Raw genomic sequence first — 26228 nt, forward strand, 5'->3', positions numbered from 1 at the left:
GATTTTTACATGTTCCACATATAAGAAATATGTTTCCATTATACCTGTTTATCTGCTGTATTTCCATATCTTTTCCTGTTCTTCACGGAATTTTCCTGAATTTGTTTGCCTTTTGTAATAAATGATGTTAGAATATATTTCGCATGACATTAGTTTGTAAATCTACATATTGAGGAGGGTATTTATGAGTACACTTACCATCGTCCTTCTTGTAATCCTGATCATCCTGATCGGTGCTCTGATTGCTCTTTATTTCTTTGGAAAGAAAGCTCAGAAGAAACAAGAAGAACAGCAGGCTCAGATTGAAGCAGCAAAACAGACCGTATCTATGCTGATTATTGATAAGAAACGGCTTCCGTTAAAAGAATCCGGTCTTCCACAAATGGTGATCGATCAGGCTCCGAAGCTTATGCGTCGTTCCAAGCTTCCGATCGTTAAGGCAAAAGTCGGACCGAAGATTTCCATACTGATCGCAGACGAAAAAGTTTTTGATCTGATTCCGGTTAAGAAAGAAGTCAAAGCAGAAGTCAGCGGTTTATACATCGTTGGTGTAAAAGGAATCCGTGGTTCCCTTGAAACTCCGGCTCCTAAGAAAAAAGGCTTCTTCGCCAGATTACGTAATAAATAATTTCATACGGATCATAAAGCAAACACCCGAAGGTTCATTCCTCCGGGTGTTGATTTTTGTAATGATATATCTGTTCTTCAGTTTTCGTAAAAAGAAAAATCTCCGAGGTCTTTGGACTGTGCCTGAACCGTCAGGTAACAATCTGCCACATGTTCATCATTCATATCCAGTGCATAATCCACTTTCATCTGAATGCAGTCTTCATCTTCCATCATTTCAAGGCCTGTTGCGGCAATTCCCATCTGAAGTGTTCCAAATGGTGTCGAATAAAGAGTCATGTTTTTCTTTCCCTGCTCAAACACCATATGTACATTTACCTGTCCCTGTTTGCGTACTTCTACACCCTGTGGAGACAGCTTAATATAATTGACTGTCGGCTGTGCCGTATCATCCATCATTTCTTCATACCGAAGATAGTGACTTCCGTTTCGATAATAATACTGTCCGGGAACAACGATTTCAATCGGTTCCTGCTCATCCTCCGTATCCATCATCTGAAGTCCCCGTACACGAATAAGTACATCTTTTTTCATTTATTTCTCCTAATACTTCTCAATGTCGATTTTGCGTGTCATGGTTACATCATAAGGCAGAATGGAATTGGCAAATTCCTTGAATTCATCTGCAAGATCGCTGACATAAAAGCGGTATGGAAACTCTGCCTGCTGCTCTCCGGTACTCAGAATGTCCATTTTCGTCAGAAGGCTCTTTAATTCCAGTGCCGTCTCATATGCCGGATTGACCAGACGGACTTTCTCACCCATCACTTCCTGAATCGTTGAACGGATCAACGGATAATGTGTACATCCGAGGATCAGGGTATCTACCTGCTCATCCTTCAGCTCCTGCAGGTAGCGGGATGCAACTTCGACCGTAACCGGATCATGCAGCCATCCTTCTTCTACCAGCGGTACAAAAAGCGGGCATGCCTTCCCGATCACCGTAATCTCCGGATCCAGCCTTTTCAGGTAAGATTCGTGGATGCCACTTCCAACCGTACCCACGGTACCGATCACCCCGACTCTTTTATTTTTAGTCTCTTCTGCTGCCACACGGGCACCTGCTTCAATCACACCAAGCACCGGTATATCAAGCTTATCCTGTACAGCCTCAAGCGCAAACGCACTCGCAGTATTACAGGCGATCACGATCGCCTTGACATTCTGCTCTCTCAGAAAATGAACGATCTGACTGGAATAGCGGATGACGGTATCTTTTGATTTGCTTCCATATGGAACCCTTGCAGTATCTCCAAAATACACAATTTTTTCTGAAGGAAGATTTCGCATGATCTCACGTGCTACGGTCAGACCGCCCACGCCGGAATCAAACACACCGACAGGCGCATTCTTATCTATCATATATGTATCTCCATTTCTTAAATAATATAGCCCGGAAAGCCCTGCGACCATCCGGACTATTTATCATATTACCACCTCTCAATGGCTTTCGCAAGCCAGAAGGAAATCTTTGGCTTCTGATCTGTCTGCGAAAAACAAAACTGTGGATACAGACTTCCCCACCATGCCACTACACCGGGAGCAGTTCGTCCCGAAACAGCACTTCCGAAAAGCGAAACTGCAAGCAGTCCCGCAACAATTGCCACCTGTACCCTGTATTTTCTGTTTCTGAGAGTATCTCTTATTTTTACTGCCTCTGTTTTCCATATATTTATTTTTTCGTTCTTCTGCAGCCACGCTTTCATGTCAGATGCCTCCTGTACATACATAATTTCTGATTACTCTGTCAGAAGTATTGACCATTTTCGGTATTTTATTCCAGAAACACTTCCAGTTCTCCGTCAACAAGCGTAATTTTCGGAAGAGAAAGCAGCGTTCCGCCCTGATACCACTGATGATAGACCTGTCGCAGTGTCACTCCTTCTTTTTGCTGTGCCGGTACCCGATTTTCAAGAAGCCCTGTCAGATAATCTCCAATCGAGGCACCGCCACTGTCCCATTTCAAGACAGCCTCCGGATCCCCGGTTCTGAAAAGATAAATATCTTCTCCTGCCAGCGGCTCCGCTTTCAGATAGTTCAAAAACATTTCCCATCTGCCGCTTTCAAGCATCTCATTTCCCATGATAATGACCTCGAGGTGACCGATATCAAGATATCGGTTCTGGCTTCTGTCATAAAGCTGCTGGATTTCGTCAAAATCGCGTCCTCTCAGTGTCAGTACAGAACGGTCAGTATTTTCTTCCTCTTTTCCCTGTCCGGTCGCCTCCGGCAGATCCGGCATTCCGTATGAAATGACGAAATCATCTCCTGAAACATCAATGCCAAGCGCAAGCGGATACATTCTCTTTTCCGGTTCAATTCCCGCACAACCGCTGCATATCAGTACCAGTGCCATAAAAATGCAGCCAAGCGTTGCTACTTTTTTTATCTGTTTCTGACGGCTGCGTAAAAACAGATAGATCAATATAAGAAGAAGACCGGGCACAAAAATTTTTGCAAGATAAATTTCAAACAGATCCGCCACTGTCACACCATCAATCTCAATAATTGCTGCTGCATATACCGCCACCGGAAGCCAGTATTTTCCGGTGCCGATATGTGCCGATGTCAGGATCCGTTCTCCATAATAAAAAACACTGCCGATTGTAAACAACAGACCATAAAGCAAAAAGCCCATCCACAGCACATCAAACCTTGCCAGAACATTCCCCGGCAGATCTGCACCTGCCAGCAGAGAAAGAACCGGCCATGTTTCAGACTGCACTCTCCGCCATCCCAGCACAGCCGGAAGAAGTACCAGTACACAGATCATAATTCCACTGACTGTCAGGATTCCCCCTATCACAGTCTTTCCTGCGCTGCCTCGTTTTTCAACATCTTTCATCACAAACGGAAGCAGACTGATTCCCGAAAAAAAGCACAGATAACGGTATGCAGACCGGATACTTGTCTGTACGGAAAACGCTTCTTCCCGAAACAGTTCCGTGATATATTCTGCCTTTCCCTGTCCCGCACACAGTATAAGCAAAAGCAGGATCGCCCCTAGAAAACTTCCTCCTGTGACTTCTGCCATCCTGCCTCTTTTCTGCAGTCCTTTTTCCATTCCACAGGCACAGACAGATACTGCAAATAACAGGAGCCATTTTTCAGAGATTCCAAAGATCAGCCATACAGGAATGATACGCCCAATCAGATTCAGAAGATATGCTCCCGCCATCACAAGATAGATAAGAAAAAAGTCTCCGAAGATCACAGCTCTGACTTTTCCGAAGGAACGCAGCATATCCGCATACCCATACGTGCTTCGAAGATAGAAAAAAGAATACAGCAAAAGAAAAATCACTGCCAGAATGATCCCCACCGCACCGGACAACCCCAACAGTCCGCCTTTCCCGTTCAGACAAAGCAGAAAAGGCGCCAGAAACGTCAGCAGAATCTGCCGGTATAACTGCCGGTGTGAGATCCGATTATTTTCTGCGTACTTCATTTTGCGCCTCCTTTTCTGTCTCCGCATCTGTCGTCTGTGCTTTATGTTTCAGTCGCAAACTCTGCTCTTTTTTGGCATATACCGGACGATACTGCCGCTTCTTAAACGGAATCCGCCAGATGCCGTCTCCTACCCGGCTTACCGAATGTTTTCTGACAAAGGGAACAAGATACGGCACACCAAAACTCAAAAGTCCGGACAGATGCGAAATCAACAGATAAATGCCCAGTACGATACCGTATATCCCGAGATATCCGCCCAGAAACAGAAATCCATATTTCATAAGCCGAAATGCCGACGCAAATTCCTCATCCGGAATCACCATGGAACCTAATGCGGTCAGCGCTACGATCATCACAACAATAGGACTTACAAGATTTGCACTCACTGCTGCATCTCCGATGATCAGACCTCCCACGATTCCGATTGCATTTCCAAGCGCACCGGGCACACGTACCCCGGCCTCACGAATCAGTTCAAATGCCAGTTCCAATAAAATCAGCTCCGTCACGCTTGTAAATGGTACTCCCTCTCTTGCCTCTGCAAAGGAAAGAAGCAGATTCGCTGGAAGAATCTGTGTATGAAAACGGATCACCGCCAGATAAAGTCCCGGCAGAAGCATTGCCGTCAGAAGTGCCAGATAGCGCAGAATCCTCAAAAACGATGCCATCTCGAAATGGTGATACCAGTCCTCGCTGCTTTCCATAAATCCACTGAATGAGCCGGGCAAAATCAACGCAGACGGAGAATTGTCACAGAGCAGCACAACCTTTCCGTTCAAAAGTTCCAGCGCTGCACGGTCCGGTCGCTCCGTAACCTGATACTGTGGAAACGGAGAATACCACGATTCCTCCGTAAGCTGTTCAAGCATGCCACTGTCAAGGACACCATCTATCTCATATTCTTCGATACGCTCCTTTATCTGCTCCAGAAGTTCCTCATGAACCAGATCATCTATATACAGAATCTGCAGCACCGTATTGGAACGCACACCCATCTGATATTCTTCCACTTTCATTCTGGTATCACGAAGTCTTTTTCGCACAAGCGCGGAATTTGTTTTTACCGAATCTGAAAATCCCTCTCTGGAACCGCGGAGCACTTTTTCTGACTCTGCCTCCGACACACCCATATTCGGATATCCCCTGCTCGAGATTTTCATTGCTTTGTCATAACCATCAATAAAAAAAACAGCGTTTCCGGAAAGGACCGCACCCAAAACTTCGTTCATATCATTCAGTTTCTGTACATCAGCAATTCCAAGGCTGTTATTCTGCATAAACTCCGGAATCTTTTCCGGCGGAATCTCCCAGAAATGATTGATCATCTTGCCGATTGCCGAATCATCCAACATCATATTGGAAACTGCCACTTCTATATAAACCATAAGGCAGTCCACTTTGCGCTCATCCCCGAGCCGCATCGGACGAACCAGAATATCCGCACAGTTTTCACAGCGTTCTTGTATATAACGTTCATTCTCACGAATATCCGCCGAAATTTTTTTCACATTTTCTTTTACATCTGTCATGGTTTCCTCCACAAACCGGCGGATGCGCCACCGACGCCTCCTCTATGTGCCATACAAAAAGAGAGACACATCACATGCATCTCTCTTAGAATAACCATATTTTATTTTTTTATTTACGTATCTGACGATTCTGTGTCTCCTCACGGATCGAGCGGATGATCGCCTCTCTCTGATTTTCAATATGCTGATAGGAAATTTCCTGCGCGCTCTTTACATCACGGTTTTTGATTGCCTCATAAATCTCTTTATGCTCTTTGACCAGAAGATTTCTTGTCTCCTCATCTTTCAGATATTCCACACGGTATCTGTAAATCTGCTCACGCAGGTTGTTTAAAACCTGATTCAGTCTGCGGTTATCTGAAGATTTGTAGATGACTTCATGAAAAGCCACATCTGCTTCTGCAAGTTTTACAAGATTTCCCTCTGCCATCGTTGCCTCGAAATTCTTTGCTGCATTCCAAAGCTCTTCAAGCTGTTCTTCGGTCATTCGCATGCACGCATTCTCAATGGAAAGATTTTCAAGTGCAATACGCACTTCCAGTACATCGTTCAGATCCTTCTCAGTGATATTGGCAACCTGTGCACCTCTCCGGGGAATCATCACGACAAGCCCTTCCAATTCCAGCTTACGCATTGCCTCACGTACCGGAGTTCTGCTGACACCGAGACGCTCTGCAAGCGCGATTTCCATCAGTCGTTCTCCCGGCTTGAGTTCCCCTTTCAAAATTGCCTTACGGAGTGTGTTAAACACAACATCCCGAAGTGGCAGATATTCGTTCATATCTACAGAAAAATCATTCATCATAGGTAGCTTCCCCTTTCCTGCACACATCCTGATCTATGCATGATCTTTTCGGTTGTAAATCTGTGTTGCAAATACTGTTTTGGCCAGATGGCTCTGTTTCAGAACTTCTGCTGCTTCACGCATCTTCGCTCTGTCATCAAAAATGCCAAATACGGTCGGTCCGCTTCCACTCATCATTGCTTTCAATGCGCCATTTGCTTCCATAAGATCTTTGATTTCCTGAATCACCGGATACTGACGAATAATTCCCGGCTCAAAGACATTTTCCATCTTAGATGTCAGGCTTTTAAGATCCTGATTCTCAATATCCCGAAGCATTCCATCAATGTCCGGATGCTTCTGAATGCTGTCCAGCTTCAGATTGTCATATGCCAGCTTCGTTGAAACATTAATTCCCGGTTTGCCGACAAGTACATAACAGCGTGGAAGTCCCGGAAGACTCGTAAGTTTCTCACCGATTCCCTCTGCAAGGGCAGTCCCTCTCATTACACAATAAGGAACATCCGCGCCTACCTGTACGGCACGTTTCATCAATTCCTCTTCGCTGAGGCCCAGACGAAACAGACGGTTCACTCCGACAAAAGCCGCCGCCGCATCTGAACTGCCACCCGCCATACCTGCTGCAACCGGAATGGATTTCGTCAGTTTCATAGAAAGGCCCTCTTTAACATCAAACTCATCCATAAGAAGTTTGGCTGCCTTATATACCAGATTCCTTTCATCAGAAGGAACATAAGGAAGATTTGTAGACAACACAATTCCCGTTTCTGATTTCTTACGGATATCCAAAAGGTCATACATCTGGATCGTCTGCATGATCATCCGTACTTCATGATATCCATCCTCACGCTTGCGGAGTACATCGAGTCCGAGATTGATTTTTGCCATAGCTCGTAAACGCATAAACACACCCTCTGTCCTTTGTATTTTTCGTTCTTTTTGTACTTTGTATACAATCTATGTATTTTATTTTATCCGATTTTTTTGATAATTTCAAGTATCATTCTTCGACTTTTTTTACCAGAAGAAGCGGCATTCCTGAGGAAATTTCTTCGTTTTCCAGCTCATTCATACTTCTGATTTCTTCCGTGGTCGTATAAAAGCGTTTTGCAATGTCCCAGAGCGTGTCTTCCGGCTGAACGATATACACGGTAATTCCAGGCAAACTGCGGATTTTTTCCTGATCAAGAGGTGCTTCTTCCATCTTGTCGAGGATAAATTCTTCACTGCACTGTAACACCAGCACATTGACACCGATCGTTGCACGGATCTCAAGCTCGTTGCTGTCTGCCATGGTCGTTGACAACTGTTCCAGCTCACTATGCAGATAATAAACACTGTCTTTCGAGATTCCCCGTGCCTCTACGATATGACTGAACGGAATGACAGTTTCGGCAGAATAAAACGGCATATCATCATTTCCCACAATATACAGAACCTTCAGACGCAGAATCCCGTCCACCTGAATCCCATCGCTGACGATCTGAGTTTTGTCAACTTTGACATCTCCCTGACTGTGGCAGATCTGCAGAATTTTCCCCTGTGTTTCACGAATCGTCACACGGTCCGACAGACGACATCGTGAGAAATTCCGGATCAACAGGCTTTCCAGCATTTCCGGCCTGCCTTTTGTCTGATACTGTCGAAACGGAGTGTAAGCATCCATGATCACATCATGCTCTTCCTCCCGGTAAAGCTTCATATCCAGTTCCAGAACAACATCTGCCTGCAGTTTACGCTCTTCTCCGTCGGCATCCGGTCTGACCTCCAGAGACTGACTGATCACTGACGCTTCCAGATTCGGAATCATCTCCGAAGTACAGCCGGTGCATTCTGCTTCCCCGTTAAACGGGATCGTGTGCTCCAGCCACTGCAGAGTACTTCCTTCATCCCCGCCCGTATAAAGAACAAAAATAAACAGTTCTCCTTTAGCCTTTACTTTTTGTTCTTCCGGACGCAGATCCAGCCCACGTATTTCAATGGTATACCACAAAAGCTCCGCAATATCCGGTTTGTTTGAAACCAGCTCCACTTCTTCTTTCAGCCGCAGAGTATCTTTTTTATGTACTGCAAGACTGAGAAGGCACATCTGTTTTTTCTTAACAGAGATATTTTCATCATCCGCCGCCACCGGCAGACGGATTCCAGTCAGTTCATCCACCGATGCATAAAACGTGATCACGGCACGAATATTCATCTTCCGTGAATGAATGATGTGGATGCTCAGATCTTCGATCTCCCACTTCAGACAGAGCTTATCACCATTTACAATTCCGTCAAGGTTCAGAGTCTCCTCAACCGGCACGCCTGCCGAAAGACTGTAAACTCTCCCGTCCTCTTCCCCCACGTACAAAACATCCGCCTGCAGTTTCCCTTTGACAAAAGCATGCCCGTCATTCAGGCGCACTTCTTCTACGGTCACCTCACCTTTATTCTGTATCATGCGTCCAATGTCCGGTTTCACATCCGGTACATTATAATCCATGTCCAGCGTCACCTGACTGGTTGCCCTGCTCTTTGTTCGAAGTACCTGAATATCCTCTTTCCTGAATTCCACTTTTATGTCCTCCAATCTCACTGAAACTGAACCGGGACATCCCGGTACTCTGTTTTCACAACGATATATGGATAAGAAGGTTCACCGCCCTGCACTTCCTCCGTGGGGCCGATCAGTTTTGTTTCAAAAAAAACAGCGTTCACAGATGCCGACAGATCCGTCACCTGAATGCTGTATCCTCCGCTCATCTGCCTTCCATATCCCTTTATCAGATAAAGGTCTTCGCCCTTCTGGTATGCCATCTGGAATTCTTTTTCCTTTTTTTCTTCTATCAGCTTCGCGGCTTCTTCCGGAATCTGCAAATGATCCGCGACCGTATATTTAAGCGGGGTTCTCTTACCCTCTTCAATCTTTATCATCCGGCATCCGCCAAGCATCATTAAAAGTATCAAAAGCGACAGAAATGCGGCAGTTTTTTTCATAAACAGCTTTCCATTTCCCGGCATCTCATTTCTTCAGTATGTATTCTATGCGGAGGATAAAAGATTTATTGCAAGTATTTCCAAAATCACTTATACTTGTACCAGAGTCCCGTTTTTCGGGATTGCTTTTATCTTAGTTTTTATTTCAATTAAACAGAAAGAGGACTTTATTATGATTCGTCTTATCATTGTTGCGATCACAGTCATCGGATTTCTGATACTTTCCATTCCAATCCTGCTTATCGAATGGATCATCGGTAAATTCTCACCGCGCACAAAGGAAATCAGCTCCCTGCGCATCATTCAGAGAGTTTTCAAATTTATCCTGTGGGAAGCCGGTACAAAGGTAACGATCATCGGTGAAGAAAATATTCCAAAGGACACACCGGTGCTTTACATCGGAAATCATCGAAGCTACTTTGACATCGTGCTCAGCTACAGCCGCTGTCCGCTCCGCACCGGTTACATTGCCAAGAAAGAAATGGAACGCTACCCGCTTCTTTCCAACTGGATGCGCTATCTGCATTGCCTGTTCCTCGACCGAAAAGATATTAAGCAGGGACTGAAGACTATCCTGACCGCGATCGAAAAAGTAAAATCCGGCATCTCCATCTGTATCTTCCCGGAAGGTACACGAAACACAAATGCAGACGAGCTGGAGCTCCTTCCATTCCATGAAGGAAGTTTCAAGATCGCCAGCAAATCCGGATGCGCGATCATTCCGATGGCAATGAACAACACCGCAGAAATCTTTGAGGCACATATGCCCAAAATCAAATCAACTCATGTCGTTTTGGAATACGGCAAACCAATCTACGTAAAAGAACTTTCCAGAGAAGACCAGAAACATCTCGGTGTATACACACAGAATGTGATCCATGAGATGCTTGAAAAAAACCAAAAACTTGTTTAAAACAACAAATAAAAACTGCTGTATCATAGAAAAACAAAACTATGGTACAGCAGTTTTTTTATTTCATTAAATTCTTCCGATATTCTCTCGGACTGCATCCTTTCACTTTGGCAAATACTTTTGAATAGTAGTTTGAATCAGAAAAGCCGACCTTTCCTGCAATCTCGCTGATCGTCCCTTCTGAACTCAGGTATTCAAGACTTCGTTCAATCCGATAATCCTGCAGGAAAGAGAATAGTGTTGTATTCATATGACGTTTAAACAGTCTGGTGCATTCACTTTCGCAGAGGTGTATATGCTCGGAAATTTCGGCAAGTGTAATATGATTCATATAATTTTGCTCCACATAAGCAATGATCTTTCGGATCCGGTCATATTCAGTAAGGTCTGAAGCAGCAGTCACCGGATGGTGAGGAAGGTATTCGACAAGCAGACGCCACATGGTCTGCATTCGTATCGAAATATCCAGCTCATAAAAGTCAGGCCTTTTTTTATCAAGATCAATAACTTCCAGCATCCGGTCACGAAAAACCGCATGCCAGCTTTCGGAATAATCAATGTGCATGGCACAGGCAGACAGATTCTGGATCACAGGAGTAACGTACTTTGTACAGATGGTACTTCGGAAAAATCCGTATATTAACTTTGGGTCAAATGTGATCGGTATATAAGAGCAGTCCTCCTGATTTTCCATCTCACCGGTATGCAGGGCATTGGCATTACAAAAAATGATGTCGCCTTCTTTCAGATGAAACGAACGGTTATTCACACGGTAATGCATGGAGCCCTTTTTTACATAGGTAATCTCTATCTCAGGATGGTAGTGCCACATAAAGGAATTGGACTCGTACTCCGAAAGCCGCTGGTAACTGACAAGAAACGGGAAATAATCACTGCCATGCTTTTTTAATTCTTTTTGAAACTGGTTGGTGATGATCTGCATAGGTAAGCAATCTCCTCTGTAATAACTAAAAAATATGATATTAAAAATCAACGCAGAAAATTACCTTTATTATACACAAAAAATTATGAAGAACGCAATATTTTACTGTTTTTTCGCAGATTAATTAAGGTAATTTTTGAGGAAAACAGTATAATAAATTTATAAACCGAACGGACGTATAAAAGCAGAAAATCTAATGTAAAAGGAGAATAGAATCATGAATTTACCGGAAACAGTAAAACTTCAGGAAATTTACGGAGAAACCGAAGTAAGCGGTGCCCGTTTTAAAAATCTTGCAGATCATTTTGAAAAAATCTACAAACAGGACAAAGCAGAATACTTTACTTCAGCCGGAAGAACTGAAATCATCGGAAACCATACAGATCACAATGGTGGAAAGGTAATCGCAGGAAGTATCAATCTTGATACCATCGGAGCCGCATACCCGAACGATACACAGGTGATCCATATTACAAGTGAAGGCTACAGAGATGAGATCGTTGTAGATCTCACAAAGCTCAGTAAAGAAAATTACAAAAAAGGCACAGTTGCCCTTGTTGCCGGTATGATGGAAGGCGCGCAGAAAAACGGATTCAAAGTGGCCGGCTTTGACGCTTATGTAAGCACAAATGTTATTGCAGCCGCAGGTGTCAGCTCATCTGCATCCTTTGAAATGCTGATCTGCACGATTATTGATTACTTCTTCAACAAAAGTAAAATGTCCTACAACGATTATGCAAAAATCGGTCAGTACGCAGAAAATGTATACTGGGACAAGGCTTCCGGAATGATGGATCAGATGGCATGTGCAGTAGGTGGCCCGGTTCTGTTTGATTTCGCAGACCGAGACAATCTGAAATACAGCAAACTTGATTTTTCCTTCGGAAAATTTGGTTATAAACTGGTTATCGTAAACACCGGAAAGGGCCATGCAGACCTCAGCCAGGAATATTCTGAGATTCCGGGTGAGATGAAAGCTGTTGCCAAAGTACTTGGTGTAGAGCTTCTTCACGAGACAAACGTAGATGCACTTCTTGCGCACTGCAATGAGATCGATGATGACAGAGCTGTTCTGCGTGCGCTTCATTTCTTCGGAGAAACTACCCGTGTAGAGGATGCAGCAGATGCGATCCATCACGAAGATTATAAGAAATTTCTGGAACTGGTGAATGAATCAGGAACTTCTTCCTGGGAACTTCTGCAGAACTGCTACACCATGAAAGATTTCCATGAGCAGAAGATCACAAGAACCCTTGCGCTGACACAGCTTTTCCTGAAAAAAATCGGTGCAGGTGTATGCCGTGTTCATGGCGGCGGTTTTGCCGGTGTTATTGCAGCTATCGTTCCGGAAAAAGAGCAGGATAACTATGTAGAATATATTTCCAGATTTGTCGGCAGAGAAAATGTATATCCGATGGATATCCGTGCCGTAGGTGCTGCTCATATCGGATAATTAATAGTACAAAAAGAAAAACGACATCAGTTGTTTATCTTTGGTAAAATAATATTCAGGCACAAATGACAAATCATACATAAATCATAATGAACCCTTCATAAGGTATCATAACTACAGATAAGAGGAATTTTTTCTATGAAACTTATTTCTTACATTTCTGTATTTATGATACCTGTTTTAATTTTGTACATACTGGGCTACGGACTGATTGCAAAAAGAAATATTTATAATGATTTTCTGGAAGGGGCAGAGGAAGGCTTAAAGATCGTATGGAGACTTGTTCCGACACTGATCGGGCTGATGACAGCAGTCGGAGTTCTTCGTGCATCTGGTTTTCTTGAATTTCTGGGAGGCATACTTTCAAAGGCATCGGGGGTGCTTGATATCGCGCCGGAACTTTTTCCGTTGGGGCTGGTGAGACTTTTTTCTTCCGGTGCGGCGACAGGTCTGCTTCTGGATATTTTCAAACAGTTCGGAACGGACTCCCCGACAGGACTGATGGCCGCATTGATGTTGAGCGCAACAGAAAGTGTTTTTTACTGTATGAGTGTATATTTTGGCTCTGTAGGGGTACAGAAAACCCGATACACACTGCCGGGGGCATTGCTTGCCTCACTTGCCGGAATGATGGCTGCTGTGTGTATCGTTCAATTTTTATTGTAAATTCCATGGCAGATTTTGTCGAATCTTGTCAAACGATTTTCATTTTCGTATATTGTAAGTCATTTTTACATATGCTATAATGTCATCAGAAACTTATTATGTTATTCAAGTACCAAAAACGAAAACCCCTCGGAGGTCGGTCCGAGGGGTTTTCTATTCCGTTTTTTATGGTGGCTTATTCCACAGGCTGGTCACCGACTATTTATCACCGTCCAGCCATTTGTTGATGCAATGACACACTACACCAGCCATGACAGTAAGTATAAAACTTATTATGTCATCCATAGTCACACCTCCTTTCCGTACCGGTGGGAGGCGGTAACAATCCCACTATAGTACACAATGTACTACAGTTATGTCGAACCTTGTCAGTCAATCTATATTTTCGTATACTATAGAAAAATGTAAAAGAGGATGACTTTCTATGAATTATACAGACGCGAAAAAAGAATTTGAACACTATCTGGATGGCTATGACCGCAATAATGATAAGGTCCGCCTGAAGATCATACATACCTATGGGGTGGTGCACGACATGAAGGATATCTGCCGTCGCATGAATCTATCTCTCGAAGATACCGAGCTGGCAAAGATCATTGCCCTGCTCCATGACATCGGACGCTTCGAACAGCTGAAACGCTTTGACAGTTTTGAACCTGCTACCATGGATCATGCTGCTTACGGCGTACAGGTATTATTTGAAGAGGGCATGATCCGCCGTTTTGTCCCGGAAAATCAGTGGGATGACATCATCCGCACTGCAATTGCCCTGCACAGCAATTTTAAATTAGAAAATATCTCTAATCCGCGAACGCTTCTCCATGCCCGTCTGATCCGCGATGCGGACAAACTGGACAACTGCCGCGTAAAATTAGAAGATGATCTGCTTGTATTTATGGGAATGTCAGGCGAAGACATCGGCGCTCAGGTAATTACACAAAAGGTTTATGACACAGCTCTCTCCTGTCAGTGCATCTACTCCCCGGATCGCATTACAAAAATGGACTACTGGGTTTCCTACGTGGCATACTTCTACGATATTTACTTCCGGGCAAGCTTTGACATCATCGAAGAGCACGACTACCTCAATAAAATTATCGACCGGATTCCATATAGCACTCCTGATACAAAAAATAAAATGGAAACGATCCGCACTCATCTTACAGAATTTATCCATCATGCTCCCGGGTATGAGTGGATATAAAATCAGACATACATAAACCCCTCCGGTCACTACATCCGGAGGGGTTTTCTATAATAATTTAGGTTGATGAATAATTATATGTATGTTTTTTCCTTTGATTTTTTCTTCATAAGTCTTTTTGAAAACCATAGGATTTTCTATAATTTTCTCTTTATCATATATCAGAAAATAGATATTTTCAGCACCATAGTGAACCATATCTGCCTCTATTTCTTCAACCAGCTTTTTTAATTTCATATTTTTTCTGGTACATTTCACTTCTATTACATGCTCAGTATCTATGAAAATGTCAGTCCTTACAGTTCCATATCCACTATCTTCACTCACTTCTATTCTTGCCATTGGATATAATGATTTTATGTTGGCATATAGTAAATGCTGAACATCATATTCATTTTCAATTTTTAATAATGCAAGCTTCTCCTGTTGAATTCCACCTCTTTTGTCTGGAACGCGTTCCAGTAATGCTTCAAGAAACAGATAAAAATTTCCTAAGATTTTAAGAAGACTCTCGTCATCTGTATTGTCATATATAATATCTTCAATATATCGAACTACGCGCTCTTTTGCCGCCTCCATATTTTCTTTCGTATCTTTATCAGAATATTCATTTTTAATATAATATGCTGTTCTTTCCAATTTTAAGAGATCTTCTTTTTCCATTCCAATGTTTTTCATATATTCTTTCAACAACAATAATTCATTTTGAAATATCTGAACGTTTTGAGCATCACGAATACGTTCAACAGCTTCCTGCATACTTTTGATTCCATTCATCATACTTACTTAAGCGAACCTCCCCACCGTAAATAGAATAAAAATAACGGATCTAAAATATATAAAATATCATCTTTCCAATCAAGTACTTTAAAAATGTCTTCTCTTATGTGTAGCAGTTCCTGTAACTTTGTTAAACTTTCTTTAATTGCCTGGGGTGTCGGTTTTTTACTTTCATCTGAAATCAAACTGTAAATACGTTCTTTAACATCTTCAAATGTTAACTGCATGATAGGTGGATTTTCCGCAATTGATTTTACAATCAGTTCATACAAATCGCATAACTGTCCATTTTTAAGTTGAAAAGTATTCCTGCTCTTTCCTCTCGTACTCGGACCTTTTTTCATTAATAGAACAACATCTCCATATTCAAAATTTGCTGTTGTATAATGATATGCTGTCTTCAAAATTTCCTGTCCAACACTTTTTTCTTTATTTTCATTCATTTCTAATATTGAACATATATTAAGACAAATATACTGCATCAATTGCGGTGAGGATAAACTCTCAACAGCGATTTGTTCTGCAATTTCATCAGCAATTTTTATATTCAATTTGGAGAAACCTTTTTTGGCAATTTCTTTCAAATCTTCAACTTTCCATGAATCCATATTGATTAAACTTAATCTTCCAGACAAATCTGCATTCTGCCGTATTGCTTCATCTGCCCTATGTGGAAGAGATACTACAATTGCTTTGAATCCTCTGCGAATTGCATCTTTTAACTGCTGTGCAATCTGCATACGCTTTTCCTTCGGTGCATAATGAAAATCGTCTATTACTAAAACAAGGTTTTCCTTTTTATAATATTCAATAATTTTATCTTTCGTAAGCGAAAAAGTCTCTTTTTTTGTATATTTATCACTAGATTCCATCAGCTGCTTTTCAGATGTAAACTGCCCCTCATAAGACAACCCTGCCTTCACAGCTACCAGTTTCCAAAAATCTGTGTCATCACTAAAATCAGCTCCCGAAATTTCCACAATCTTTTCAAAGCCAATTACTTTTTCACACAAAATAGTTTTTCCCATTTTTGAAGGTCCTACTAATGATGTTAAAAAGCCGGCTACTTTAATCGCCTGATTTAAACGAAATTCGTATGACAAATCAGACACTGCTGATTTTCTGGATATATAAGTATATTCTGGAAACGCTCCCGGGCGAAATACATCTTCTGCCTGTAACATCATAAAACTGTCCTCCTTTTGTTTTTTATACATTATAACATATCTTTATATGATTTTAACCTTTTTTATCCGAAATGAACCATTTTAATATTATTTTATTAGTTTTAATATTTTTATCTTCTTTTTATACTGTAAACAGCTAGCAAAACCCTCCGGACACCTTATCCGGAGGGTTCTGTACATTTATTATATTATTTGATAACACCCATTCGTTTTCTGTCAACTGTCATACATACTGCAAAAATCAGGATGATACCTTTTACTACTTTCTGGACATCTGCTGAAAGACCAATGATATTCATACCATTACTGAGAATACACATGATCAGTGCTCCAAGTACTGTAGTAAGGACACTTCCTATACCACCCGACATAGGAGTTCCACCAAGAACTACTGCTGCGATGACATCCATTTCCATTCCATCACCCATTGTAGGTGTAGCTGCATAAGAACGCGCTGCCTGGAAACATCCTGCAAGTCCGGCTAATGCACCACAAAGAATGAATACCTGAACTTTAATTTTGTTTACACGAATACCGGCAAGTGTTGCAACTTTTTCTGCGCCACCGACTGCTCTTACCTCTCTGGAAAATGCAAAATTGTTATAAATGTACCACATAATGACAGTAATGATAATTACCATGATAACGTTATTTGGTATTGATGGAAGATATGATCCATTAAAGAGACCAATAAATCTCTTGTCTGTAATCATGATCTGTGCTCCACCGGTAATAATAAGGACAATACCACGAAAAGCTGTCATGGTTGCCATTGTTGTGATAAATGTAGGAATCTTAAGGAAAGTGTAGCAGCATCCGTTAATAGCACCGCAGAGAATGCCAACCAGTACAGCCGGAATAACTGCAAATCCGCCAAGGACTCCAACTGTCTTGGCAACAGCGATTGCTGAAAGTGCAACAATACCACCAACAGACAGGTCGATACTTCCTTCTACGATAACATACAACATACCATAAGCGGCAATCAATGTTACAACCATCTGCTGGGCGATTGTCAGGAAGTTCTTAATTGTAAAGAATCTCGGGTTTCCGATAGAAAAAATTACAACCAGAACAAATAATAAAATAAATGGAAAATATTTTTTTACCGAAACCGGTTTTTTCGCAACTTTATTTTCACTCATAACTTTATCCTCTTTCCGTTATACAATATAGCTGATCACGTCTTCTTCTGTAAGTCCATTATTCTCGTCAAATATCTTGCTGATCTCTTTATTTCTTGTAATAAGAATTCGATCACTCATTCCAAGAAGTTCAAGTAAATCCTCTGTCAGCATGATAATCGACATTCCTTCGTTCGCAAGTCCGCGAATCAGAGAATAAATTTCCTGTCTGGCACTGATATCAATACCACGGGTCGGGTTATTAAGGAGAAGAACCTTTGGATTTGTCGCAAGGCACTTTCCGATTACAACCTTCTGCATGTTACCACCACTCAGAGAAGAAGCCGGATTATTCGGATTTTTTGTTTTGATCATAACTTCTTTTACATACTGATCAACAAGTTCTTTTTCCTGCTTTTTGTCCCTAAGTACACCTTTTTTCGGGCCTGCAGACATTACAATATTATCTGCAATGCTGAAATTAACAATCAGACCTTCCAGTGTACGTTCTCCCGGAAGGAGTGCTATCTTCCTATTTAAACTCTGTATCGGGGTTGTTGAAGTATAGGTATCACCATCCATCGTAATGCTTCCGCCATCCATCGGAACTGCTCCATAAATAGCATCGACAATGGCATCACCACCCGACTGCTTCAGTCCGCCAATACCAAGTATTTCTCCCTTTTTTAATTCGAATGAGGCATCTGTCAGCTGATTCTCAACTGTTAAATGCTCCACTTTCAAGATTGTTTCTGTATTCTTGTTTTTACTCTTTTCAGGATACAGTTTATCACCAATATTTCTTCCAACCATTGCAGCTTCCAGACGTTCCTGGGTTACTTCCTCACGAAGCATTTCCACGATAAATTTACCGTCTCGCATTACGGTGATCCTGTCTGCAAGTTCATAAATTTCCTGCATATGGTGCGATACAAAACCAATCGCCATACCGCGTTCTCTCAGCTTTTTAACAGAACTGATAAAACTTACGGTCTCATTGTGATTCAAAAATGCTGTTGATTCATCCAGAAGAAGAATCTTCGGATTATATGAAAGTGCTCTCGCTACTTCAATAAGTTTCCACTGTCCTAGATTCAGTGCATGAATATCGGTCTTTACATCAATTCCTGATTCCATAGAATCCAAAATTTCCTGTGCATCTTTGTTGATTTTTTTCCAGTCAATTCCTCTGCCAAATTTCTTATACTGATATAATCTGTCAATAAAAATATTTTCCGCTATTGTAATAAACGGGTTAATGGTACTTTCCTGAAAAACAATACTGATGCCGTTTGCTATCGCATCGTTTGTATTATGGATATCCACTTTTTGTCCATCGATTGTGATCTCTCCGGAATCCATAGAGTGTACTCCGGCTATTGCCTTCAGTATAGTAGACTTTCCAGCACCATTTTCGCCGACCAATGCATTTACTTCTCCGTCTTTCAACTCTACCTGTGCATTATCGAGGGCAATTGTGGGGCCGAATGTTTTCCGTATATCCTTTGCTTTCAGTATCATGTGGCACCCCTCCGGTTCCTGCTTTTTGTTTTAAAAAGAGGCTTTTCCCGAATACTTCGGCAAAAGCCTCATTCTTCTTATCCTAGTGACACTTTGTCGTTGTCTTCAACACTAATTATTTCAACAATTATTCACTGAATTTGAATTCGAAAGATGAATACTGTGCATCGCCGCCGTTTGTCTGGCTTGCTGCTTTAATGTCAAAGTTTGCCGGGATGTTGTCCGGATAATCTGTATAGAATTTGCTAACAGTGTCTTTTGTGATCGGGAGGAGTTTCAGGATTGTCTTAGGTGTCTCGATCTTGCAGCCGTTCAGATAATCATACATCTGGATAACTGCATATCCACCAACCAGCCAATGTCCGCCGATATCATACTGAAGTTCGCCGTTTTCAACAGCTTCAACATTTGAGGAGTTAAGGTCCATACCTACGATTGTGATATCTTTTCCTGGTTCAAGGCCTGCGTTCTTACATGCAGCCATAACACCTGTAGCTGTTCCGCCGTTTGCAGCCCAGATACCATTGATCTTATCGGATTTCTGAAGAAGGTCCTCTGTAGCAGACAGAGAAGTTTCAGCTGCGAAATCACCATTTACACGACCAACAACTTCGATCTTCATTCCTTTTTCATTTGTGTACTCGTCAAGAGCTTTGTCAAATCCAACTTCACGGTTTGTAGCAACTGCTGTACCAGGAGTACCCTGAACAACACCTACATATAATGTACCGTCTTCATCCGGTGTAGCATTTTCAAACAGATTACATGCCATGTTGTATCCGGCATCTGCATCATCTGGTCCGATAAAGCTGATGTATTGTGTATAATCTTCCTGCGGATTGAATTCTTCGATATCAGAGTCAAATGCGATCATCGGAATTTCTGCTGCTTCACACATCTCTGCACATTTTGTACCGGAAGCATAATATGGGTCAATAAGGATACCATCAACGCCTGCTGCAATAGCATCTTCTACGTTCTTGCTCATTGTGTCGGCATTGTTATCTGCGTTGTAAACATTAACTGTACAATTGAATTCTTCTGCACATTTGTTTGCGAATTCTACACAGTTCTCAAAGTATTCATGGTTCATTGTCGGAACCAGCATTGCAAATGTATATCCGTCATCTGCCTGTACGCTTAATCCGGTTCCTGCAATTGCTGTTACTGCCATACCCGCACATAATAAACTGCTGACTAATTTTTTCTTCATTCTTATAACCCTCCTGATTAAATTTTCATTATTCAGTTTTTGCCAAAAACGCTGCGCATCGTTTTTATATTTTTCACAATTTTTCTTTGTATACAAAGTGTTTGTTCAACAAAAACAATTGTGCATTTTCACCCCGCTTATTTCCATGTTATATTTCGCACAATTTTTTTTGTTATTTGATGATTTTATTGTAGCATTTTACTTTTAAAATGTCAATATATATTTTCATTTTTGAAATTTATATTTTCATATGTGAAAACATTGATTTTCATACAAGAATCTGTTATGATACAGACAGATATTTTAATATCTGCTTCTATTGATTTAACCATGGATCTATTTAACTACTTCTCTGCCGACATCACGACCATATATTCCATGATTTAAAAATATTATTTGCGCCACATATATGCGCGGAAAGGTAACTCAATGAAAACTGAAACAAATGATTTCCCACCTGCTGCCGTACGTACATTGCAGATACTGGATCTTTTTCTGGAAGATTCCTCCTCAAAAAGTCTCAAAACAATCTCAGAGAAATTGTCTATTCCATTTACTTCTCTATACAGAATTGCTTCCTGCATGAAAGAATACCAGTATCTCGTGGAAGACCCGGCAAATCCGAATCACCTCCGTCTCGGCTACAAGTTAACAGGTTTTTCAGACATTATTTCTTCCGAGAAATATCTGATCAAAATTGCTCATCCGTTTATGAAACAGATCTGTAATGACCTTGGTCAGGCATGCCAGCTCTGCATTCTTTCTTCTGACGGAGTATGTACGATTGATCAGTGCCTGCCGAAATCTACCATAACCTACATCACCAGATTAAATGAAGTGATTCCGATCAATGTCAGTGCATCCGGCAAACTGTTGACCGCACTTCTTCCTAAGGAAGAACGCGCACGCTTCCTAAAAAAAGCTACTCTTCGTTTTACTCCGTATACAGAAAAGACTATTACAGATCCTGCACTGTTCTCTGAACACCTCGAGCAGATAGCTGCACAGGGTTACGGCACAGATGATGAAGAATATGCTATCGGTGTAGGCTGCATTGCCGTCCCGATACATACTCCTGATAATAAGATCATTGCCGCTGTAGGTACCACTGGTCCTGTCGCTCCTTACAAAACTTCCGAAAGTTTTAACTCCATTCTGGAACATCTTAAAGAAACTGCACAGCAGATTGAAGAACGAATGTTTTAATCTGTTTCAGTTTTCTATTGACAAAAATCCCCCGAATAAGAACTTATCCGGGGGATTTTATACTGTCCTGTTATTCCATCACATATCCGCCACAAAGTAAGTGTCGAACCGGTTCATCTTCTTCAATTGTAAGATGTATTTCTTCTGAGAAATGATTATCTTTTGCATCATCATTTACTTTAGACACTTCACCTACAATCAGTTCTCCGCCTTCTGCGTAGAATCTGTGATAAATATACGGAGTTAAAGTAATGCTGTTACCAGGAGTTACTTTTACAACACCGCCTGCCGGTACCGTTACTTTAACACCGTCACAATATACGGTAGCATCTGATTCGTAGTCAACTGCATATCCCTCTGACTCCGGTTTGGAATTCCATACTTCTACACAGAGAGTTCCACCACATCTGTTGATGATATCCTCTGTTTTTTCATAATGGAAATGGCGCGGCAGCATCTGTCCGTCTTTCATTGCAATAATTTTTTCGCAATATGGACGTTTCATATCTCCCATGATACCGTTTCTCAGTGTACCGAGAACAGCACCGACTTTATCGAAATCTCCGCTGGCATAGTCTGTTACATCCCATCCAAGACCGACTTTTCTCATCATTTCTGTCTGATCTTTTTTGGCTTCCCATTCTTCCGGTGTCCAATAGAAGAAATCCGGCAGATTAAAATGCATACGTTTGCAGAGATCCATTGCCCATTCAATATTTGTGTTAATTACAGATCGTTTCATCGTAAAGCCTCCCTAATATCATCGTTTCATTGCTGATTGATTTTACTGTTAGTTAAAGATTTTCAAGAATACCATCGGCCATTGCAGTCAGAATAATGCAGCAGGATACACTGCCTGCATCCAAAACGCCTCTGGATCTTTCACCCAGACGGCTGGATCTTCCAAATTTCGCAACCATATCTTTAGTAGATTCCATACCTTTCTTAGCTGCTGCTTTCATATCTTCCAGTGCCTGCGGAAAATCTGTTCCCTCTTCTGCTGCTTTTTTCAACACATCAACTGCCGGTGCTAAAGTATCAACAAGCGTTTTGTCACCTACCTGCGCCTCAACAATTTCCTGCAGTCCTGCAAGACCTGCGCCAAGCATATCTGCAAGATCTTTTACTGTAATGTCCTCCAGCTCCATTCCCTGCTCTGCAGCATCCATGAAAATAGTGCCGTATATAGGTCCCATAGAGCCACCTATTTTTGAAAAAAGAATATTTCCGAGATTATCAAGACCATCTGCAAACGTAAATTTCTGATCACCGAATTCATCACCGAACATCATGAAGCCTTTGTTCATGTTCATTCCATGATCACCATCACCGATTAGTCCGTCTACTTCACCCAGATAATCTTTATTTTCGTGAATAGCCTTTACCATTTTCATAAGAACCGGATTGCCATTTGCATTTTTGAATGTTTTCATTTTATGCTCTAACCTCCTGCTTATTGCTTCAGTCCCATTGATTTTGCCGGCATATCGATCAATTCTTTAAGCTCATCATCCAGTTTCATAATCGTAAGTGTAGCTCCCATCATTTCCAATGAAGTAAAGTAATTTCCTACATATGCCTTATGTGTCTTAATGCCTTTTTCTTTAAGAAGCTGATCGATCTCATCATACAGCACATAAAGTTCCATGACAGGTGTCGCACCAAGTCCGGAGACAAGTACTACTACTTCATCACCCTCCACAAACGGATAATCCGGAAGAACGATGTCTACCATTCTCTTTGCCATATGGTGTGCATCTTCAAGCTCACAGACCTCAATTCCCGGTTCGCCGTGATGTCCGATACCCACTTCCATGGTTCCGTCTTTGATCTCAAAATTTGGATGTCCGACTGCCGGAAGTGTACATGGAGTCAGTCCGATTCCGACACTTCTCGTATTGTCGATTGCTTTCTGTGCCGCTGCAATTACTTCATCAAGGCTTCCGCCTTTTGCAGCTTTTGCGCCCCCAACTTTCCACATCAAAACTTCACCGGCTACTCCACGACGTTTCTCTCTCTGATCCTTCGGTGCGGATGCCACATCATCATTTGCAACTACTGTTTTTACTGTAATTCCCTGGCGTTTCGCCATTTTTACAGCCATTTTTACGTTCATGTTGTCTCCGGAATAGTTTCCGTACAGACAGGCAACACCTTTTCCCTGATCTGCAACTTTGAAACCATCCAGAAAAGCAGCTGCTGTCGGGGAAGAACAGATTTCTCCAACCGCGGCTGCATCGCACATATTTTCACCGACATAACCGATAAATGCCGGTTTGTGTCCTGATCCTCCGCCTGTAACAACTCCGACCTTTCCTTCCGGAATATTTTTGGCTTTTACTACACGCGGATTTTCTGTTCCTTCAACAATATCGCTATGCGCCTTAAGAAATCCCTTAAGCATCTCATCAACAATATCATCCGGATTGTTCATAATTCTCTGCATAAGTTTTCCTCCCTTAATCCTCAAAGCATTTATTCGTTATACATTTCTACATCTACATCAAGCATCTTGCAGATCATCTTCAATTCTTCTACATGATCGCCATATACTGCATGACAGTGATTTGCTCCGAATCTCTCAAGGAAAATATTATGATCAAATGGAAGTTTTGCAAATACATGTGGCCATTCCATTGTAGTAAGTTTTTCTCTTTCTTTCGGAAGTTCTACAAACTCACATGGAATAATGGTCATGTAATATCTTTCTCCGTCACCCTGTTTTCTCCTGCACAGTCTGGCAATCGTAGCTTTTCCAGGTTTGGTCTGTAAATTTACATGACATCCACCGCCCGGATACAAGTCAAGTGCCGGATACAGAGTAACCTTTGCCAGGTTTTCTTTGTAGTCATCACTGGCTGCTGCATACCATGTTGACTGTGAACCACAGTTACAGAATTCCATTACACCATTCTCCTGATCCCAGTGACGGACATCCATGAAGATTGCCGGATCACCTGTCAGAAGTTTCAGAATCTGCATGGTAAGTGCTGCATCAGAGTCAGCCTCACATGCACAGACAAAAGGTTCCTTCGCTCCGTCCCAGTCATATGGATCATTCAAAAATGCTGCGCTCAGACACTGTGTACAGTAATGTGCACTCATTTCATAATGACATTTCACACCGACAAAATCGAGTTCATTTTCATCGATAATCTTCTTTGTTGCCTCATAATGACGAATCTGAGTTTTTAATTTTTCAGGTGTAAAAGATGTTCCGTTAAATTCAACTTTGCCTACGTTTTCTGTTAGCCATTTATATGCTTTTTCGACCTGCTCATCATCGATTTCATCTGCTCTTCTGACGATTTCAAGCTGATCAATATGTTCAACATCAATACCGAATTTTTCCTGCCAGTCCTGCATGGATACGGTCGTACTGTACATACCAAGGCTTCTTCCACCGATAAGGCCATATTTCTGTCCGTTCAGACGGCTTACAACTTTTGCACATTTTGCAAATTTGATGATCTTCTCAAGTACCTCTTTATCGTTAACATCTCCGGCAACACGGAAATGCTGGATACCTTCATGATCAAGGCCACCGCCTGCTGCAAGCATGGATACCATACCCGGCCAGTCCGGATTAAATGGTGCTGCCAGAAGATATGGACCTTTGCCGTATCTTGCTGCGATAACACTGAATACCGGGAATGCAAATACACCATAAGCAAAAATAGTCGCATCAACACCTTTTGCTTTAAGGTCTTCCGCATAACTCTTCGCTGTCTTATCACTGTGTACGATATCTTCTGCTACTACAACCTCCACACGGCCATCCGCTCTTAATGCATTTGTGATTGCATCTACCTGAGCCTGAACGATTGGTTTGAGCATTTCATGTGCGGCTTTATCGCCATCTGAAAATCCCAGAACTCCGATTACTGGTTTACTCATTTTTCTTCCTCCTTGACTTCATTTATTCTCGCGCGTTTTTTCATATACGGGAATTGTATAATCATATATGAAACTGTAATTGCATATTAGCATATAACATAGCAAATGTCAATATGTTCAAATTGTTTTATCAAGCATATTATTTTTTGTGCAAAATACACAACCTGTTTTGAAGACAACAAAAAAGTACTGACCAATTTTCTGATCAGTACTCTTTTTCTTTTATTGACTATATGAATTTTATCTTTCCATATCGTATTTTACAAAAGCATCAACCTTTGGCTGAGATGCACAGCCTTTTACGAACTCATTTGTAAGGAAAGCAGTTACAATTCCTTCACGAACTTTTTCACCTGTTGTAAACGCACCCATGCAGACGATATTGGCATCATTACTCAGGCGGGCTCTTTCTGCTGAATAAACATCTGCTGCCAGTGCTGCATATGCACCTTTGACTTTGTTTGCCGCAAGAGAAACTCCGATTCCTGTTCCGCAGATCAGGATTCCTCTGTCAAATTCTTTTGCTGCAACAGCTTCTGCAACCTTGATTGCCACATTTGCATAGATCGGATCTTCACTTCCGAAATCAGTTACTTCACCATAACCGTTTTTCTCGATATATTTGATAATTTTTTCTTTTGCTTCCTGTGCATTCGGATCGCATCCAATTACAATTTTCATATTATTATCTCCAATCTTAAAGAAAAATATTATTTTGTGTTCTGATGGAA

At 41.7% G+C, this 26228-nt stretch carries 26 protein-coding genes; 6 read left to right on the forward strand and 20 right to left on the reverse strand.

The window, feature by feature from the left end:
- The first annotated feature begins 184 nt into the window (after window positions 1–184).
- A complete protein-coding gene (locus H8Z79_RS10155) occupies window positions 185–628 on the forward strand; it encodes a hypothetical protein (RefSeq protein WP_118039960.1) in 444 nt (147 codons plus the stop codon).
- Between the two features lie 77 nt (window positions 629–705).
- Here the strand turns inward: H8Z79_RS10155 and H8Z79_RS10160 are convergent, their stop codons facing one another.
- The 9 genes from H8Z79_RS10160 to H8Z79_RS10200 all read right to left on the reverse strand — a co-directional run bounded on the left by H8Z79_RS10160 (window position 706) and on the right by H8Z79_RS10200 (window position 9390).
- The gene (locus tag H8Z79_RS10160; RefSeq protein WP_118039958.1) at window positions 706–1161 is read right to left on the reverse strand and encodes a DUF1934 domain-containing protein; all 456 of its coding nucleotides are present in this window, start codon (window positions 1159–1161) and stop codon (window positions 706–708) included.
- Window positions 1162–1170: 9 nt separating this feature from the next.
- Window positions 1171–1989 carry a glutamate racemase gene (murI, locus tag H8Z79_RS10165; RefSeq protein ID WP_118039956.1) on the reverse strand — a complete coding sequence of 273 codons (819 nt, stop codon included), beginning with the start codon at window positions 1987–1989 and terminating at the stop codon, window positions 1171–1173.
- A gap of 68 nt (window positions 1990–2057) precedes the next feature.
- On the reverse strand, window positions 2058–2333 hold the full coding sequence (locus H8Z79_RS10170; protein WP_118039954.1) for a hypothetical protein: 276 nt from the start codon (window positions 2331–2333) through the stop codon (window positions 2058–2060).
- Between the two features lie 68 nt (window positions 2334–2401).
- Window positions 2402–4075, reverse strand: a complete 1674-nt coding sequence (locus H8Z79_RS10175) for a GerAB/ArcD/ProY family transporter (protein WP_118039952.1) — start codon at window positions 4073–4075, stop codon at window positions 2402–2404.
- On the reverse strand, window positions 4056–5606 hold the full coding sequence (locus tag H8Z79_RS10180; RefSeq protein WP_118039950.1) for a spore germination protein: 1551 nt from the start codon (window positions 5604–5606) through the stop codon (window positions 4056–4058). Before H8Z79_RS10180 ends, H8Z79_RS10175 begins: the two co-directional genes overlap by 20 nt.
- 109 nt (window positions 5607–5715) lie before the next feature.
- Window positions 5716–6411 (reverse strand): GntR family transcriptional regulator, encoded by a 696-nt coding sequence (locus tag H8Z79_RS10185; protein WP_118039948.1) that lies wholly within the window; start codon window positions 6409–6411, stop codon window positions 5716–5718.
- A gap of 33 nt (window positions 6412–6444) precedes the next feature.
- Window positions 6445–7314, reverse strand: coding sequence for a 4-(cytidine 5'-diphospho)-2-C-methyl-D-erythritol kinase (ispE, locus tag H8Z79_RS10190; protein ID WP_118039946.1), 870 nt, complete (start codon window positions 7312–7314; stop codon window positions 6445–6447).
- Window positions 7315–7411: 97 nt separating this feature from the next.
- Entirely contained in the window at window positions 7412–8968 is a 1557-nt protein-coding gene (locus H8Z79_RS10195; RefSeq protein WP_118039944.1) for a DUF3794 and LysM peptidoglycan-binding domain-containing protein, read from the reverse strand.
- A gap of 17 nt (window positions 8969–8985) precedes the next feature.
- Window positions 8986–9390, reverse strand: a complete 405-nt coding sequence (locus tag H8Z79_RS10200; RefSeq protein WP_225876960.1) for a protease complex subunit PrcB family protein — start codon at window positions 9388–9390, stop codon at window positions 8986–8988.
- 172 nt (window positions 9391–9562) lie between these two features.
- Here H8Z79_RS10200 and H8Z79_RS10205 point away from each other — a divergent pair, with 172 nt between their 5' ends.
- Complete coding sequence (locus H8Z79_RS10205) at window positions 9563–10303, forward strand: lysophospholipid acyltransferase family protein (RefSeq protein ID WP_118039940.1); 741 nt, start codon at window positions 9563–9565, stop codon at window positions 10301–10303.
- Window positions 10304–10361: 58 nt separating this feature from the next.
- On the opposite strand, the gene H8Z79_RS10210 is transcribed toward H8Z79_RS10205, so the two are convergent.
- Window positions 10362–11246 (reverse strand): helix-turn-helix transcriptional regulator, encoded by an 885-nt coding sequence (locus tag H8Z79_RS10210; protein ID WP_015541580.1) that lies wholly within the window; start codon window positions 11244–11246, stop codon window positions 10362–10364.
- A 217-nt stretch (window positions 11247–11463) separates the two neighbouring features.
- Between H8Z79_RS10210 and H8Z79_RS10215 the strand changes: the two genes are divergently transcribed.
- The 3 genes from H8Z79_RS10215 (at window position 11464) to H8Z79_RS10225 (ending at window position 14569) form a co-directional block, all read left to right on the forward strand.
- The gene (locus H8Z79_RS10215) at window positions 11464–12699 is read left to right on the forward strand and encodes a galactokinase (protein ID WP_118039938.1); all 1236 of its coding nucleotides are present in this window, start codon (window positions 11464–11466) and stop codon (window positions 12697–12699) included.
- 138 nt (window positions 12700–12837) lie between these two features.
- Window positions 12838–13365: a spore maturation protein gene (locus tag H8Z79_RS10220; RefSeq protein WP_118039936.1), complete on the forward strand. Its 528-nt coding sequence runs from the start codon at window positions 12838–12840 to the stop codon at window positions 13363–13365.
- A 424-nt stretch (window positions 13366–13789) separates the two neighbouring features.
- Complete coding sequence (locus tag H8Z79_RS10225) at window positions 13790–14569, forward strand: HD domain-containing protein (protein WP_118039934.1); 780 nt, start codon at window positions 13790–13792, stop codon at window positions 14567–14569.
- 48 nt (window positions 14570–14617) lie between these two features.
- On the opposite strand, the gene H8Z79_RS10230 is transcribed toward H8Z79_RS10225, so the two are convergent.
- The 5 genes from H8Z79_RS10230 to H8Z79_RS10250 all read right to left on the reverse strand — a co-directional run bounded on the left by H8Z79_RS10230 (window position 14618) and on the right by H8Z79_RS10250 (window position 20394).
- A complete protein-coding gene (locus H8Z79_RS10230) occupies window positions 14618–15328 on the reverse strand; it encodes a PD-(D/E)XK nuclease domain-containing protein (RefSeq protein ID WP_147348998.1) in 711 nt (236 codons plus the stop codon).
- A gap of 23 nt (window positions 15329–15351) precedes the next feature.
- Window positions 15352–16536, reverse strand: coding sequence for an ATP-binding protein (locus H8Z79_RS10235; protein ID WP_225876961.1), 1185 nt, complete (start codon window positions 16534–16536; stop codon window positions 15352–15354).
- 188 nt (window positions 16537–16724) lie between these two features.
- On the reverse strand, window positions 16725–17681 hold the full coding sequence (locus tag H8Z79_RS10240; RefSeq protein WP_118039930.1) for an ABC transporter permease: 957 nt from the start codon (window positions 17679–17681) through the stop codon (window positions 16725–16727).
- A gap of 18 nt (window positions 17682–17699) precedes the next feature.
- Window positions 17700–19181: a sugar ABC transporter ATP-binding protein gene (locus tag H8Z79_RS10245; protein ID WP_118039928.1), complete on the reverse strand. Its 1482-nt coding sequence runs from the start codon at window positions 19179–19181 to the stop codon at window positions 17700–17702.
- Between the two features lie 127 nt (window positions 19182–19308).
- A complete protein-coding gene (locus H8Z79_RS10250; RefSeq protein WP_118039926.1) occupies window positions 19309–20394 on the reverse strand; it encodes a substrate-binding domain-containing protein in 1086 nt (361 codons plus the stop codon).
- Between the two features lie 429 nt (window positions 20395–20823).
- Between H8Z79_RS10250 and H8Z79_RS10255 the strand changes: the two genes are divergently transcribed.
- Complete coding sequence (locus tag H8Z79_RS10255; RefSeq protein ID WP_118039924.1) at window positions 20824–21600, forward strand: IclR family transcriptional regulator; 777 nt, start codon at window positions 20824–20826, stop codon at window positions 21598–21600.
- A gap of 70 nt (window positions 21601–21670) precedes the next feature.
- Here the strand turns inward: H8Z79_RS10255 and H8Z79_RS10260 are convergent, their stop codons facing one another.
- The 5 genes from H8Z79_RS10260 to H8Z79_RS10280 all read right to left on the reverse strand — a co-directional run bounded on the left by H8Z79_RS10260 (window position 21671) and on the right by H8Z79_RS10280 (window position 26178).
- Complete coding sequence (locus H8Z79_RS10260) at window positions 21671–22342, reverse strand: D-lyxose/D-mannose family sugar isomerase (protein WP_118039922.1); 672 nt, start codon at window positions 22340–22342, stop codon at window positions 21671–21673.
- Between the two features lie 52 nt (window positions 22343–22394).
- On the reverse strand, window positions 22395–23033 hold the full coding sequence (gene dhaL, locus H8Z79_RS10265; protein ID WP_118039921.1) for a dihydroxyacetone kinase subunit DhaL: 639 nt from the start codon (window positions 23031–23033) through the stop codon (window positions 22395–22397).
- 20 nt (window positions 23034–23053) lie between these two features.
- Entirely contained in the window at window positions 23054–24046 is a 993-nt protein-coding gene (locus H8Z79_RS10270) for a dihydroxyacetone kinase subunit DhaK (RefSeq protein WP_118039920.1), read from the reverse strand.
- 29 nt (window positions 24047–24075) lie between these two features.
- Window positions 24076–25497 (reverse strand): L-fucose/L-arabinose isomerase family protein, encoded by a 1422-nt coding sequence (locus tag H8Z79_RS10275; protein WP_118039919.1) that lies wholly within the window; start codon window positions 25495–25497, stop codon window positions 24076–24078.
- A 240-nt stretch (window positions 25498–25737) separates the two neighbouring features.
- Window positions 25738–26178 (reverse strand): RpiB/LacA/LacB family sugar-phosphate isomerase, encoded by a 441-nt coding sequence (locus H8Z79_RS10280; RefSeq protein WP_118039918.1) that lies wholly within the window; start codon window positions 26176–26178, stop codon window positions 25738–25740.
- Between the last annotated feature and the right edge of the window lie 50 nt (window positions 26179–26228).

Source organism: Blautia intestinalis, assembly GCF_014297355.1.
Taxonomy (GTDB): domain Bacteria; phylum Bacillota; class Clostridia; order Lachnospirales; family Lachnospiraceae; genus Blautia_A; species Blautia_A intestinalis.